This is a genomic window from Marinobacter sp. Arc7-DN-1 (assembly GCF_003441595.1).
Lineage (GTDB): Bacteria > Pseudomonadota > Gammaproteobacteria > Pseudomonadales > Oleiphilaceae > Marinobacter > Marinobacter metalliresistant.
In genome coordinates, this window is the sequence record NZ_CP031848.1 from 2,360,156 (window position 1) to 2,375,186 (window position 15,031).

The window sequence follows — 15,031 nt, forward strand, 5'->3', positions numbered from 1 at the left end:
ATGGCTTACTTGCCGCCGTCTGCCGGCAGGCTGGCATAATAGGCCGCCAGGTTTGCGATGTCAGTATCGCTCAGGGCCGCAGCCTGGCCCTGCATAATGGCCGCCTGGCCACCGGAGCGTTCCTTGTTCTTGTAGGCCTTCAGTGCCGATACAAGGTACTGCTCGTTCTGGCCCGCCAGGTTCGGATAGGTGGGGATCTGTGCCAGGCCGTTCTGGCCGTGACACGCAGCACAGACTGCCGCCTTGGCCTTGCCTGCCGCGGCGTCTGCCGCAGAAACTACAGCAGGAACTGCAGCGCTGAACGCAAAGATTCCCACAATAGCGTAGTGTTTCAGATTCATTGCCATTACCCTCTCATCATCGTTTTCGGATTTTCGACCGGCACCTTGAACCGGACGGTAAACTGACTAGCATTTATAGCACAGAGCCCCGGAACCTCAAATGTGATAGATCAAGGGCCTTCCTCCGACGTTGGTCCTCTTTACCTGTCCTGGCTATTTAGGTGACAGTACGACCGATTCCGTGCCAAGGATTATTTTCATTTTCCGGAGATACCCTCAATGTCTGTAGAGGCCCAGGAACTTGCCTGTCGCGAAGGCCACATCGGCCTGCTGACACTGAATTCACCCGGCACCCTCAATGCGCTTTCCGACAGCATGATTGAGCAGGCCCAGAGCACCCTGGACCGCTGGGCCGGGGACGACCGGATCTGCCTTGTTGTCCTGCAGGGCGCCGGTGACCGGGCGTTCTGTGCCGGCGGGGATATCCGGCAGCTCTACGATGCCATCATTGATCCAACCGATCCCGAAAAGCCGGCCCGCTTCTTTACCCGCGAATACCGGCTGGATTACAGCCTTCACCGCTTCCCGAAACCGGTGGTTGGCATTGCCCAGGGCGTGGTTATGGGCGGCGGCCTTGGCCTGTTTTCCGGCTGCCGTTATCGTCTGGTTACTCCGGACATTACGCTGGCCATGCCGGAAATCGCCATTGGCCTGTTCCCGGACGTGGGCGCCAGCTGGTTTCTGAACCGGCTTCCCGGACGCCTCGGCCTGTTCATGGGATTGACCGGCGCTCGCCTGAATGCCACGGACACCCTCCGCGTCGGCCTCGCCGATCTGGCAATCCGGCCGGAGGACCGTGACAACCTGATGGCGCGGCTACAGGAAGAACGCTGGACCGGCAAGGCCGCCGCCAATGACAACCGCCTGTTCCGGCTGCTCAGCCGGGTCCAGACCCCCGATTACCGGGCGCTGCCGGTCAGCCAGTTGGAGCAGCATGAGCAATACATCGCCCGGCTGAGTTCCGGCGACGAACTGCCGGAGATCGTCGATCAGCTGTTGTCGGCAGAGGTCGGCAGTGAGTGGTGGAATACCTGTATGAAAACCCTCAGGACTGGCTGCCCGGTGTCGGCATGGCTGGTGTGGACACAGCTGAAGAAGGCCCAGCAGATGTCACTCAGGGATATTTTCCGGATGGAGCTGGCGATGGCATCGGAGTGCACCCGCAGACCTGATCTGAAAGAGGGCATCCGGGCCCTGGCCATCGACAAGGACCGCAACCCACGGTGGTCCTATGAGCGGATTGCCGATGTGCCCGAGGAGGTGGTTGCGGCCCATTTCATGCCGGAATGGAACGATGAAACCGATCCGATGGGGCTGGAATAGTCCTGCGGGACATCGACTAGAGCGTAGCGCCCGCCTGTACCAGCAGCATCTCCAGATCCCGGTTGTTGGTGGCGCGGGCAATGTCCAGCGCCGTCTTGCCGCTGTCAGCCCGGTAATTCACATCGGCGCCGGCGGCCACCAGCATTTCAGCCGTCAGCAAATCACCCCTGGCGACAATCTTCATGAGCAGGGATTCTCCACCCTGGCTGACATTGACATTGGCACCGGCCGACAGCAACACCTTGACCACAGACAGATGCCCGTTCTCAGCGGCGCGCATCACCGGGGTATAGCCCTCACGATCGCTGGTGTTCACATTGGCACCGGCCGACAGCAACAACTGTACACGCCTTTTTTCGCCATTACCGGCGGCTGAAACCAGAAGCACATCGGCCTCGGCCAGGGCCTGATGGGTGAGATTTACCGGCTGGCTTTGGGAAGCGCAGGCAGATAAAAAAGTGAACAGCGTGAGCAAAATCAGCAAAGAGCGGGGAGAGCCGGTTCCCTTGGCCATAACAAACAATCTCGGTGGAAGGATAGGTGCGCCTATTCTGGGCAGCCAACGCCGGGAATTAAATCGAGCGGTTCACAACTCCGGCCCGTTTTCCATAAGATCGTGAACCAGTTGCCGCAAACGGTCTTCGCCATCCTTTTGCCCCCGGCAAAGCTTCTCAGCCTGAAGTGAGGACCATGGCCGGCCCTGGAGTACCGCCCGACACCACAAGGCCAGTGGCTCCTGATCTGCCAGCCACGCCATGATCCCCGGTGTCCGGCTCAGTTTCCGCAACACCGGGACGGTCATCTGGAATCCCCGATGACCGTTGGCGAAGTTGTGCAAATCCCGCAGGTCGTCGTTATCGGGCGGCGGCCCCGGTGGCAGATCGGCGCTGATGCCGGCGAGCAACCGCGGTTCAAACTCCGGCCAGTTTGCCGGCACCAGCGTCAGCCAGTGCCCTCCCAGCCGCTGACGGATACGCTCCGCCAATTCCGAGCCTGCCGGGCTGGTACCCCGGATCATCTGCAAGGGGTATTCACCGCTTGACGCCTCCTGCTGCAGGCCCGCCCGCACCACCTGCAAGCCACAACTCTGCCAGAAGGCCAGCAGATCGGTGCTACCACCAAAACTGGTGCCGAGATAATCCCGTCCCTGCTCGCTGGCAAAAGCCTTTGCTGCCTCAACCAGACGGTTCCCGATACCCAGCCGCCTCGACTCGTCCGATACCGCGATACGGACCACCCGGAGACACCCCAGGGAGGCTGCTTCCGGATAACCGCTATGACTGGCCAGTGACTGGGGCAACAGATGGCCGCGGATACGACGGGTACCGAGGCTGACCTGTTCCGCCAGTGCCGGCTCAAGCCCGCCTTCCAGTGCACACCAGAGCACGCCCACCGTCTGGTCGCCAATTCGTGCCCGCCAACTGCGGGCCGCCGGGTCGTCCAGCCATTGCCGGAGATCGGCCGGGGCAGTCCGGTAATGGGCATCCACCAGCAGGCCGAAGGCATCAGACAGCTCCGGATCATGTGCCTCTGCCGGCTGCCACGGCTGAATGATCAGTTCGTCCGAACTGGCAGCAGGACCTGGGGATTTACCACCACCGTCCGCCGCCAGCATGAACAATTCTGAGACCAGGGCTTCCAGCGGATCGCCCTGGGCCCAGCGCACCGGCTCGGTCAGGCTGAGGGATTGCCAGTGGGGCGCTGACTGCTCCAGCACCTGACGGAAACGTATGGAAAACCCCCTTCCTGCCCCCTCATAGCCGTGAACCGTGGTGGAAAACGCCACCCGGGGCCAGCCCAGGAGAACGGCCTTGAGCAGGGGGGCGGGAATGGCGGCGGCCTCATCCACCATGACCACCTCGGCCTCCGGGCGCGAGGCCAGCAGTTCCCGGATCGGGAGGTACCTGAGGCGCCCTCCGCCGCGGGTCGTCAGTTCCCCGGATCTGGCGCTGGCCAGTTGATCCCCCAGTGCTTCGCGGGCATGTCGAAACAGGGTTTCCACGCTCTGTTCCGACGGGGCAGAAACAAGGATGTCCTGTCTGCCGTGTTGCAGCAGTTGCGCCGCTGCCATACCCAGGGCCGCGGATTTACCCCGGCCCCGGTCCGCAGTCACGACCACCGGTCGGCGTCGGCGGCCGAGGCCAAAGCGAACCAGACGCTGGATCAGTTGTTCCTGATCGGGCGTGGTTTTAATGGTAAAGGCAGTCTCCGGAATGGTTAGAGAGGGTAAAAGCGAGGAGGACGCACTGTCCGGCGTGATTCGGATCGCCGCCTCGTGATTCCTCAGAATTCTGGCCATGCGGGCAGCAAAGATGTGCCCGCCCTCATGGTCCAGGCCAGTTCTGGAATAGTCCGGATCTGCAAATTGGCGCCACTGCTCAAGGGGCGGCATCAGCCAGAACAGCAAACCGCCCGCGGTAAGTGCTCCGGAAAGCGCGGCGAAGGCATCCGGCGGATTGCCCTGCCAGCCGTCCCAGACAATCACCGGGAGTTCACGGCCCAGCCATTTCCGGGCCGCTGATGGTGCAAGCCGGGTCAGGCGATTGTCGGGAGTGTCCGCAGCCGGACCGGTCCAGACGCCGGTCTGGAAGTCCAGGCCTGGCAGCAAGCCGGCCAGCCACCGGATCGCGGCATCACGGGTGCCTTCCAGCAAAACAAGCCGGCGTTCGCCGCGGGCAGCGAGGCTTTGCTGGAGGTTGCGCCAGGCTTTTGTGCACGGCGCGGTGTTGATGCCGGTATGGCTCATCAGCTGAGGTCAGTGCCCTGGGTCTTGAGGTCGTCGAGGGCGCACTTTTCCAGGGCGGCCTGGTGGGTGGCCCGCAGGCGCACTCTTGGTGCACAGCCGGCGTCAAAGGCTTCCTGCCAGCGGGCGGCGCACAGGCACCAGCTGTCTCCGGCTTTGAGGCCTTCGAAGCCGAATTCGGGTCTGGGGGTGCTGAGGTCGTTGCCACGGGCTTTGGAGAATTCGAGGAATTCGTCGGTTACTACGGCGCAGACGGCGTGGAGGCCGAAGTCATCTGGGCCTACGTTGCAACAGCCATCACGGTAGAAGCCGGTGATCGGGTCTTTGCCGCAGGTTTCCAGTTTTTCGCCTAGTACGTTTATGGATTCTGACATTTGCATCTTTATCTGGGCCTTCTAACTTTGGAGTTAGCGGGACATTGGGGGCAGCCAGTTGGTGAGGGGCCTTCCAAAACACGCTCCTTGCGGCACATCCCTGTGGCGCTTGGGCTCCGCCATCCATGGCTCCGCACAGTTTTGGAAGGCCCCTCACCAACTGGCTGTCATACCTGGGAGTTAACGTCCTCACACCTCGAACTTTGTCAATTATGCGGTAGCGGTATCCGCTCTACCAGCAGCCCGTTACAATACCGGCCATGCCGACCGAATCCCAAATCCCTGATACCCCCAACCTTCCGGATTATCTCACCGATGAGCAGCGGGCGATTATTACTGCCGGCTATGAACATGCGGTGATCACCGCCGTGGCCGGGAGCGGCAAGACGTCGACGCTGGCGTGGCGGATACGGTATCTGCTTGAACAGGGGCATGACCCGGACCGGATGCTGGTGTTGATGTTCAATCGCAGTGCCCGGGTGGATTTCGAGCGGAAGTTGCAGGAGGTGGGCGGTCAGAGCGGGCTGGCGTTGCCGGAGATCCGGACCTATCACGCCATGGGGCTGCGTTTGTACAGGCGGTTTGTCCGGGAGGGGTACCTGCCGGGGTTTTCGGAGAAGATCCTGACGGATCAGGAGATCAGTTTTCAGGCTTGGCAGCTGACGCGGCGGCTGGCGCCGGAGGATCTGGCGGACGAGATCCGGCGGAGCAAGAAGGATTTTGTGGAGACGGCGACGGGCTTTATTGACCTGGTGAAGACGACGCTGTCGCCGGCGGAGGTTGTGTTTGAGGAGTTGGGGTATTCGGACAAGCACCGGTATCTGATTGATCTGTTCCACAGCTTCGAGCAGTGGCGTAAGGGCCAGGGGCGGATCAGTTATGCGGATATGCTGTATGAGCCGGTGATGGCGATCCATCAGAATCCGCCGTTGCAGCGGCTGGTGGGCAACAAGATGGATCTGATTCTGGTGGATGAGTACCAGGACACCAATGAGGTCCAGCATCTGTTGCTGCGCTATGTGGCCGGGGACCGGGCCCGGGTGACGGTGGTGGGGGATCCGGACCAGACGATTTACGAGTTCCGGGGCGCCAGGCCGGAGTTTATTCTCAAGCGCTTCAGCGATGAATTCGAGAGCCCGCTGGAGCAGACGCTGAGTTACACCTTCCGCTACGGTCACCGGGTGGCCCTGCTGGCGAATCATCTGATCTGTCACAACACCGGTCGCAAGGATGTGCTGTGCCATTCCCACCCGTCCACGCCTCAGACGGAGATTACCCTGCACCGGGTGGAGAGCGATGCCGATACGGTGTTGCAGATTCTGCAAAACCAGACCGAGCCGGCTTTGGCAGGCTCCGCCATTCTGTTCCGGGTGTGGAGCCAGAGTGTGCCGATCGAGCTGAAGCTGCTGGCACAGCGAATTCCCTACCGGATTGATGCCGGCAAGGGCGCCCTGTTCAGCCGGGAGGTGCAGGCCATTACTGCGCTGTTGATGGTGGTGACCGGGAAGCTCGAAAACCTTCCGGACGAAGACCGGCTGGAGCAGGCCCGGCAGTTGTTGCGGTTTCCCCATATTGGCCTGAAAGAGCCGGAGCTGGAGCAGCTGGCGCGGTTTCTTTCGGGCTTTTCCAGCGGCTGGCACGAGCGGTTGCTGGCGATGGATTTTGACGCCCTGGCGCCGATGGCGGCGCGCAAACTGCGGAAACTGGGCGAAGTACTCGCGCAGCTGCGCAGTTACGGCGGGCCGGTGGCGGGGCTGATCAGCGTCTACGCCGAACATACGGACCTCTATGAGGGTATCCGGAGCCTGGCGCTGACCCATGAAGGTGCCGAGGAACGGATCGATACTATCCAGGGTTTCCGGCAGTACCTGAAAAGTCTGGACGTAACCGCCGAGGGCGCCCTGGCGCACCTGAAGGCCCTGAAGCAACAGGCCGGCGCGAAACAGCAAGATGGTGTTCTGTTGTCTACCATTCACCGCACCAAGGGGCTGGAATGGCCCACGGTGATCATTCCCGGCCTGCAGGAAAAGTACCTGCCCTACAGCCCGCGGCCCCAGGACGATGCCCGAGGGTTTCTGGAAAGTGAGCGGCGACTGCTGTACGTGGCCATGACCCGTACCCGCCAGCACCTTCACCTGATCACCCGGCCTGCCAGCGCACAACCGCACCTGGACGGCGATCAGGGCCCCAGCCGGTTTGTGGGGGAGTGCTGTTTCGAGCTGGCCGGGGAATTCGGGCGATGGCTCGATGAGCGCAGTCCGGCCGGAACCGGCACTATCCGGCTGACCGCCCCACTTACGCCGGTCAGCCAGCGCTATGCCACCCGGGAGAACGTCACTCTGGAAGGTCAGGCCGCACAATCGGCGAGTTCGACGGAACCGCTCTGGCACCACAGGCGCCTGAGCCACGCGATTTTTGGCACCGGCTCCGTGGTTGCCGAGGATGAAAGCTCGTTTGAGGTGCATTTCGACAATGGTGAAACCCTGAATTTCAGCAAGAAAAGTGCGCACCTGTATTTCACTGTTCTGGTCTGAACCGACTTCCGGCACGTAAACGTCAGCCAGGTACAGTTGCTGACGTAACAACTTGTATCATTATTTTGTCTTTTTTGGCCTACTGGCCTAAATTCCGAGTATACAAGCACTTTTCATGGGAAAGTGTGGTACCACAACGACAATGAACAGGAGGTTCTGCATGAACATCATGCGTCCGGTTACCGTGGCCGCCCTGGCCACTGTTCTGGCAACCCCGGCCCTGGCCGATCGCCAGGAAACCGTCTACATCAACCCGTTTGCCGGCTTTCAGCTGTTTGACGACAAGCGTGATCTGAGCGAAACCGGCACTTTGGGTGTCGGCGTGGAATACCGCTTCCAGCCCCACTGGTCCGTGGAAGCGCTGTACTCCAGAGCCGATGCTGACCGCAAGTACGTACCCGGCGAGTCGGAGTTTGAGGAAGTACGGGTGGATGGCACCTATTACTTTGCAGGTCCGGACGAAGCCTGGAACCCGTATGTGTCCCTCGGTGCCGGCTATGCAGATTTCGGCACTGATACAAGCGGCGTACGAACGGCCGGCAGCAATCACGATGAAACCCGGGTCAACGTGGGTACCGGTTTCCGCTACAACGTCAGTGACACGGTTTCTTTGCGCGGAGACCTCCGTGAGTTCCACGGCATTGATGAAAGTACCTTCGATACCCAGGTTTCTCTGGGGATCAGCTTTGCCTTTACCCGGACCATTGCCCAGGCAGCTCCTGAACCCGTGGATTCCGACGGTGACGGTGTTCCCGATTCCCGGGATCAGTGCCCGGGCACGCCCGCAGGCACGACCGTTGACAGCACCGGCTGTGAACCGGATGCCGATCGCGATGGCGTTGTCGATAGTCGCGATGATTGCCCGAACACGCCTCCCGGTGCCGAGGTGGACAGCCGTGGTTGCGAACTGGACAGTGATAACGACGGCATCGTCAACAGCCAGGACCTGTGCCCGAACACTGCCGCCGGCGCCGAAGTTGACGAGACCGGTTGTGAGGGTGTCGTCGAGACTATCGAGACCTTCACCATCGAAGTACAGTTCCCGACCAACAGCTCTGTTATCGGTAATGCCTTCGATTCAGAGATCCGCCGGGTGGCCGATTTTCTGAAGGCAAACCCTGAAACCATCGTGGAAATTGCCGGCCATTCCGACAGCCGCGGTACTGCCGACTACAACCGTGCGCTTTCCCAGCGCCGGGCTGAAGCCGTTGCCGGCCGCCTGACCGGACCTCTGGGTGTTGATCCGTCCCGGGTAAACGCCGTAGGTTATGGTGAAGAGGCCCCGATCGCTTCCAACGACACTGTGGATGGCCGTGCCGCTAACCGTCGGGTAGAGGCGCGTATTCAGATTCGCCGTTAAGTACCGGTCGAAATCTTAATGGATGGAAAAGGCGCCTGCATGAACGGGCCTACGTGTATTTCAGGGAAGGCTGTGTTGAACGGGTGGAGTACCGGGAACCCTGACGGCATCGATCAGCAGGTTGCGGGGTGTCAGTGCCCGTTCACAGAAATGGCCCAGCCGTACCCGATAGCCCTGCTCTTCCAGGAAAATCGCGTAATCCAGAACTACCCACAGTTCCAGCGGGCGCCGGAACAGATGCCGCACCAGATCATGGCGGCGAACCTGCGCCAGGCGCTGCGCACCAAGGTCCAGCCAGGCATCAAAATCCGTATTCCCGGGCAAAGCCAGCTGTTTCCTGTCCGCCGCCCAGCGGCAGAAGGCCGCAAACCCTTCGTTCATCAGCCGGGCCGGATGGGAAGGCACCGGGAGATATTCGTCGCACCCTCGCAGGTGGCGCTGCAAGCCATCAAAACCCAGGCGCCACTGGCTCACCAGCCGGGTCTGTTCACGCACTCGTGCCGGAGCCGTGACGGTTTCCTGAACCGCCAGCCGCAAGTCAATCCGGCTCGGTTGAAGCAGCGTGTCATGGCCGGTCGCTCGCTCCGAAAGCGGTCGATAAAGGTCTTCGCCGGTCAGATGGTAGCAGCAGGGTGACACGCTCAACCTGGGCAGCCCCATTTCGCTGCCTCGGCGCAGTAACTGCCGGTGCAGATCCCCACACGCATGCAGGGCAACGCCGTGGAGATTGCCTGGAAGCGTGAGTTCCGAAGCCATGACATCCTGGCATGAGATCGACACCGGGTCCCCGAACTGCCGGGCCAGGCGATTGCCGTCGCGGACCAGTTCCGGATTCCATTCGTAACCCTGTGTCCCAGGGCAAAACGGTGCCAGTGTCCGTGACAGATGCCCCTTGCCGCAGCACCAGTCAAGGGCCGGATATTCCAGAGGCGCCAGTGAGGCTGCAAAGGCGCCGGACTGGAGCCGCTTTCGACCCGGCATATCGGTTGCCCGGACTTCCGGAAGAGTCGCTTCTGCCACCTTGTCCCCGGAGGGCGAGAGCTGCGGCACCTGGACCAGTTCGGCATAACCTGTCAGCGACGGCACAAACCGGGATGCCTGCCTCGCCAGTTCATCCGGGGCCTCATCCAGATGTTCGCAGTCGCTATCAGAAAGCCCCGCCACCATGGCGGCCAGTTCCGGATAACGCCGGGTCCAGGCCGGTTCCGGATTCATGAACGGGGCCGGTTGCCAGAACTCGCGGTGCTGCAACAGCCAGTCGTTCAGCTGTTGCCATCGCTGGTAAAAAGATGCCGCGCCGTGGTGTAAACTCGCCGCCGGAGGTAACGTCATGCAACTGGCCTTTGTACTTGTTGAACCCAAGGTTCCGGAAAATGTCGGAGCGGCCGCCCGGGCCCTTTGCACCATGGGCTTCGGCGAGCTCTGGCTGGTCAACTCCGACCTGCACACCCGGCCGGAGGCCCACTGGCTGGCCCATGGCAGCGATCATATCCTGGACAGTGCGCGCATTTTCCCCGATCTGGCCGCGGTAAGAAACTCCGTGGACCTGCTGATGGGCACCTCCGCCAAGCCAAGGCACCAGCGGCGGGACTGGCACGCGCCCGCGCAACTGCGGGAGCTTCTGGCCAGCAAGGGCACCTCTGTTGCCCGGGCCGCACTGGTGTTTGGCCGTGAGGACCGGGGGCTGTCCAATGAGGAACTGGCGCTCTGCGACCTGCTGACCGGCATTCCCATGAAGGTGGCCTACCCCTCCCTGAACCTCGCCCAGTCGGTGATGCTCTATGCCTGGGAAATGTCGGGGCTTTCCGAGGCCTATGGTGTCCAGCACGAACACGCCGAAGAAAGCCGTCTCGGTGCGCTCAGGAGCCGGCTTGAGTCGTTACTGCCGAAGCTGGACACGCCGCCTGAGGGAAAACTGTCCCACTGGGTTTTCGAACGGCTGCCGTTGTTGTCCGATCGGGATATCGGGTTTGTTCATACGCTGTGCTCTAACGTCGAGCGCGCGCTTGGCTCTCAGGCGCGCTCAGCTTCTGAGAAGAAGCCAGCCGGATAAGCCCTCCCGGGCCTTTTGCGCGCACCGATTTATTGAAACTACTCCTGGAATCTTCCTGGGCGGAAGGCATCCAGACAGATGGCTGGTTCCTCGCCCTCGATTACCTGGGCGATGACATCTGCACTGCCGGCGGACAGGGTCCAACCGAACGTGCCGTGGCCGGTGTTGAGGTAGAGGTTGTCTCGGGGACCTCGTCCAATGATCGCCGGGCCGTCCGGCGTCATGGGGCGAAAGCCGGTCCAGGTTTCTGCGGCGTCGAGGTCGGCGCAGCCGGGGAACCGGGATTCGACCGACTTTCTGATAGTTGCCAGTCGGGCTTCGGGAATATCCCGGTTGAAATCGGCCAGCTCGACAAAGCCGGTGGCGCGTAAACGATTCCCCAGACGGGTGGACACCACTTTGTAGTTGTCGTCATGAATGGTGGAGGCCGGGCCTCGTTCCGGGTCTTTCAACGGAACCGTCAGGCTGTAACCTTTCACCGGATAGATGGGCAGTTCCAGGCCCATGGGCTGAACCAGATGATTGGACCAGCATCCGGCGCTGATCACAACGGCATCCGCTTCCAGGGTTTCCATACCCCCATCGCTTGTCCTGACTGAAACTGCACTGACCTTGTGGTCATCGGCGATCAGCTTTTCCGCTTCCACGTTGTAGCGAACGACCACCCCCTTTTCCTCACAGGCTTTCGCCAGCTCCCGGGCGAACAGGTGGCAATCGCCGGTGCCATCGGTGTCGTAGCTCAGGGCGCCGTAGAGGGGGCCGTTGCCGGCCATGCCGGGTTCCGCTTCACGGACCTGCTCGGGAGTAAGCAAACGGGATGGGATGCCCAGCTCGTTCAGCAAATCGTGGGTGGCCCGGTAGCCTTCCAGTGCCTCCGGCGTACTGGCCAGGTGCAGCAGACCCTGGTGGGCGCCGTCGAACGCCAGACCGAGCTCCCTCTCCAGTGTCAGAAAACGTTCACGGCTGTGGATACCGAGGCGTAGCATGGCGCGCCGGTTCAGCCCGAACAGCCCCGGAGACCAGGCGTAACGAAGGGTGGCGAACAGGAATCTGAGTGTTTCCACCGAAGGTGGCACCCGCAGTTTCAGGGGGCCATCCTGCTTGAATAGCCAGGGCAGCGCCTTGAATACCATGGCGGGATCTGCCCAGGGGTAGACCACACCGTAGGAACGCTGGGCCGCGTTGCCCTTGCTGGTTTCGTTTCCCGCAATGCTGTGGCGCTCCAGTACCGTAACCTTGTGACCCCGGCGATTCAGCTCATAGGCGGTGGTCATTCCCACTACGCCGCCACCGACAACAACAATGTGCATGTGCCTCTCCGTCTTGTTTACTTCACGCCGTTTTTGGCCAACAGGCGGCGGTATTCGTCCAGCACGCCCTCGTCTTCTTTCGGGTATTCCGGAGCCAGCCGCTGCAACTGTTCCGCCAGCACGGCTGCAACGACGGCCCGGGCCTGGGGTTTCCTGTCACCGGGCACGATGAACCAAGGCGCTTTCCCGGTGTGGGTCGCGGCCATGGCTTCTTCGGCAAAGGCCTCGTATTGGCCCCGCTTCTCCCAGCCATCGATATCCGACTTATCGAACTTCCAGCGTTTGCGGGGTTTGTCGAGACGTTTTAGAAGCCGTTGGCGATGCTCGTCTTCGGACAGGTTGAGCCAGATTTTGATCAGCGTGGTGCCCTCCTCCACCAGGTGGCCCTCGAAGTTCCGGATGGAGTGGTACCGGTTCTGCCAGTTGTAGCTTTCCGGCTCGTGAACCGGCCACACCCTTTCGGCGATGACCGCCTCGTGATGGCTACGATTGAACGCCACCATCTCGCCGAAGCCCGGTAAAAATGGCATTACCCGCCAGAGAAAATCATGGCGGGTTTCCGCGCCCTGGGGCCGGCTGAACGACCAGGCGTGAAAACCGGCAGGATCCGCGTAGGTTGCCAGTGTACGGATCAGGCTGTCCTTGCCACTGGTGTCGGGGCCGTGTGCAACCAGTAGTAAGGCCCTTGCCCGATTGGCCCACAACCGGCGCTGGTATTCACCAATCTGCTCCAGGCTGGTTTCCAGCGCGGGAAGGTTCTCGCCATCATCCAATAGCGTCGGGTAATCCCGGAACCTGGGTTTGTTGGCGTCAAAAAGAAAGGAACGGGCAAACGCCGATAACGTCATCAAGATGCTCCGTGGAACTCCCTATCAATCTAATGCAGGCCGGCAATCGTACAAGCTGGTAAACTTGCGTGAGCCAATTCTCAGAATAGCAGCCTTAGCACCGGTTGTGATGGAGTGTAGTGCCCGGTAATGAGTAAAAAACGTCGTGAGATTCCCGTATTTGGTCACCCGATCATCGAGACCCACTGCCATCTGGATTATCTCAGGGAACGCCCCCTGGAGGAGACCCTGGAGCAGACGCAACAGGTCAACATCGAGAAAGTGATCACCATTGCCGTGTCCCCGGACAACCTTGCCCGTGTTCGTGAGCTCAGCCAGATTGCCGCCTGGGTCTATGGCACGCAAGGCATTCATCCCCATGACGCCGAAAGCTATTCTGATGAGGTGGAGGCCGAAATCCGCGCCCATGCCGGTGACGAGAAAATCGTGGCGATTGGTGAAATCGGACTGGATTACTTCTATGACAACGCCGACCGGGAAGTTCAGCGCCAGGTGTTCCGGCGCCAGCTTCAGATTGCCTGCGATACCGACCGCCCTGTGGTCATTCACAGCCGGGAGGCAGACGAGGACACCATCGCCATCCTCAGTGAGTTCGAGGCCAGCCTCAAACGCCGTGGCGTGATTCACAGCTTTACCTCCGGGCCAGGCCTGGCACGATACGCGCTGGATCAGGGCTGGTGCCTCGGTTTCAACGGCATCACCACCTTCAACAAGGCGGAAAACGTGCGAGACATTGTCCGCATGGCGCCCCTGGATCAGATCCTGCTGGAAACCGACTCACCGTTTCTCACCCCGGTCCCTTACCGTGGCAAAGAAAACGCGCCTTTTTACCTGCCGTTTGTCGCGGAAAAAATCGCAGAGGTGAAACACCTGCCGCTGGATGACGTGATTACCCGGACCTACAAAAACAGCCTGCAGACGTTTTTCCCCGGACAATGATCAAACGCATTCCTATCTCGGCATTGAAGGTCGGCATGTACATCAGCGACCTGAACAATGACTGGATTCCTCATAACACCCAGCGCAAGCGCGGCGTGATCAAAAAGGAGGAAACCATTGAGAAAATCCGCCGGATGGGGGTGCAGTTTGTCTATATCGACGCCTCTAAAGGTGCCGACACCCAGGACTCCGAAACCGCCTCCGAAGTGGATCGCCGAAACGAATCCGCCCTCCAGCGTGCGGGCGAGCAGGCGCCGGGTCTGCGTCCGCATGTTCCGCTTACTGAAGAAATTGTGATTGCCCGGAAAATTCACAGCCAGGCCCAGGGGCTGGTGGGCGATTTCATGAATAACGTCAAGATGAGCGCCGCCATCGACATTGCCCCGATCCACCAGTTGGCGGATGAACTCCAGCGTTCGGTTTTTCGGAATGCCAACGCCCTGAGCTGTCTCGGTCGCATTCGGGAGAAGGACAATTACCTCCTGGAACACTCGGTCAATCTGAGTGTTCTGATGTCACTGTTCGGAAATTACCGTGGCCTGCCAGCCGACGTTCTGCACCAGACCATTGTTGGCGCGCTGCTCCACGACCTGGGCAAGATCCTCACGCCAGATGAGATACTGCATAAACCCGGGCGCCTGACCCCTGAAGAATTCGAGGTCATGAAACTGCACGCACGGCATTCCCGGGATATTCTCGCCGCCACCGAGGGCATTGGCGAACTGACTGTCATAACCGCCGCCCAGCATCATGAACGTATTGACGGCACTGGCTATCCCGAAGGACTGAAGGATAGTGAAATCTCGGAATATGGTCGAATGGTCGCCATCAGCGATGTCTATGACGCCATTACCGCTGACCGGGTCTACCATAAGGGCATGACGCCAACCCAGGGCATGAAGAAGCTTCTGGAGTGGAGCGGCGACCACCTGGATCCCGAGCTGGTAAAGCAGTTCATCCGCTGCATCGGTCTCTATCCGGTGGGCTCTATGGTGCTTCTGGAAAGTGGCCGTCTGGGCGTGGTGGTGGAAACCAGCGAAAGTGACCAGAGGCTGCCGACCGTCAGGGTTATGTTCCACACCAGGTTCCGTATGCCGATCCCCGTTGAAACCATTGACCTCGCCAAACCCGGTATCCAGGACCGCATACTGCGGTCTGTCGACCCGGACGAATATAAGATTGATATCCGGAAATTTCTTGTCTGAC

At 60.7% G+C, this 15,031-nt stretch carries 13 protein-coding genes; 6 read left to right on the plus strand and 7 right to left on the minus strand.

The features are described from left to right. Nucleotides 1-5: 5 nt before the first annotated feature. Entirely contained in the window at nt 6-341 is a 336-nt protein-coding gene (locus tag D0851_RS11070; protein ID WP_117620367.1) for a c-type cytochrome, read from the minus strand. A 219-nt stretch (nt 342-560) separates the two neighbouring features. Here D0851_RS11070 and D0851_RS11075 point away from each other — a divergent pair, with 219 nt between their 5' ends. After that, nucleotides 561-1,664: an enoyl-CoA hydratase/isomerase family protein gene (locus tag D0851_RS11075; RefSeq protein ID WP_117618708.1), complete on the plus strand. Its 1,104-nt coding sequence runs from the start codon at nt 561-563 to the stop codon at nt 1,662-1,664. 16 nt (nt 1,665-1,680) lie between these two features. Here D0851_RS11075 and D0851_RS11080 read toward each other — a convergent pair whose 3' ends face one another. From D0851_RS11080 to D0851_RS11090, 3 genes are all read right to left on the minus strand, one after another. After that, nucleotides 1,681-2,178 (minus strand): ankyrin repeat domain-containing protein, encoded by a 498-nt coding sequence (locus D0851_RS11080; RefSeq protein WP_117618709.1) that lies wholly within the window; start codon nt 2,176-2,178, stop codon nt 1,681-1,683. A gap of 72 nt (nt 2,179-2,250) precedes the next feature. After that, a complete protein-coding gene (locus D0851_RS11085) occupies nt 2,251-4,410 on the minus strand; it encodes a tRNA(Met) cytidine acetyltransferase TmcA (RefSeq protein WP_117618710.1) in 2,160 nt (719 codons plus the stop codon). Next, on the minus strand, nt 4,410-4,787 hold the full coding sequence (locus tag D0851_RS11090) for a DUF2237 family protein (RefSeq protein ID WP_117618711.1): 378 nt from the start codon (nt 4,785-4,787) through the stop codon (nt 4,410-4,412). Before D0851_RS11090 ends, D0851_RS11085 begins: the two co-directional genes overlap by 1 nt. Nucleotides 4,788-5,041: 254 nt before the next feature. Between D0851_RS11090 and D0851_RS11095 the strand changes: the two genes are divergently transcribed. Continuing rightward, nucleotides 5,042-7,315, plus strand: coding sequence for an ATP-dependent helicase (locus D0851_RS11095; RefSeq protein ID WP_117618712.1), 2,274 nt, complete (start codon nt 5,042-5,044; stop codon nt 7,313-7,315). Nucleotides 7,316-7,475: 160 nt separating this feature from the next. After that, nucleotides 7,476-8,675, plus strand: a complete 1,200-nt coding sequence (locus D0851_RS11100) for an OmpA family protein (RefSeq protein ID WP_117618713.1) — start codon at nt 7,476-7,478, stop codon at nt 8,673-8,675. 60 nt (nt 8,676-8,735) lie between these two features. On the opposite strand, the gene D0851_RS11105 is transcribed toward D0851_RS11100, so the two are convergent. After that, nucleotides 8,736-10,007, minus strand: a complete 1,272-nt coding sequence (locus D0851_RS11105) for a methyltransferase (RefSeq protein WP_117618714.1) — start codon at nt 10,005-10,007, stop codon at nt 8,736-8,738. Here D0851_RS11105 and D0851_RS11110 point away from each other — a divergent pair. Then, nucleotides 10,006-10,728: a tRNA/rRNA methyltransferase gene (locus tag D0851_RS11110; RefSeq protein WP_117618715.1), complete on the plus strand. Its 723-nt coding sequence runs from the start codon at nt 10,006-10,008 to the stop codon at nt 10,726-10,728. The genes D0851_RS11105 and D0851_RS11110 overlap by 2 nt on opposite strands. 38 nt (nt 10,729-10,766) lie before the next feature. Here the strand turns inward: D0851_RS11110 and D0851_RS11115 are convergent, their stop codons facing one another. Further along, nucleotides 10,767-12,038: a D-amino acid dehydrogenase gene (locus D0851_RS11115; RefSeq protein WP_117618716.1), complete on the minus strand. Its 1,272-nt coding sequence runs from the start codon at nt 12,036-12,038 to the stop codon at nt 10,767-10,769. A 17-nt stretch (nt 12,039-12,055) separates the two neighbouring features. After that, nucleotides 12,056-12,886, minus strand: coding sequence for a polyphosphate kinase 2 family protein (locus D0851_RS11120; protein ID WP_117618717.1), 831 nt, complete (start codon nt 12,884-12,886; stop codon nt 12,056-12,058). A gap of 129 nt (nt 12,887-13,015) precedes the next feature. Between D0851_RS11120 and D0851_RS11125 the strand changes: the two genes are divergently transcribed. Together D0851_RS11125 and D0851_RS11130 are read left to right on the plus strand one after the other, a co-directional pair. Next, nucleotides 13,016-13,825: a TatD family hydrolase gene (locus tag D0851_RS11125; RefSeq protein ID WP_117618718.1), complete on the plus strand. Its 810-nt coding sequence runs from the start codon at nt 13,016-13,018 to the stop codon at nt 13,823-13,825. Beyond that, on the plus strand, nt 13,822-15,030 hold the full coding sequence (locus tag D0851_RS11130) for an HD-GYP domain-containing protein (protein ID WP_117618719.1): 1,209 nt from the start codon (nt 13,822-13,824) through the stop codon (nt 15,028-15,030). The genes D0851_RS11125 and D0851_RS11130 overlap by 4 nt, the downstream gene beginning before the upstream one ends. The last annotated feature ends 1 nt before the right edge of the window (nt 15,031 follow it).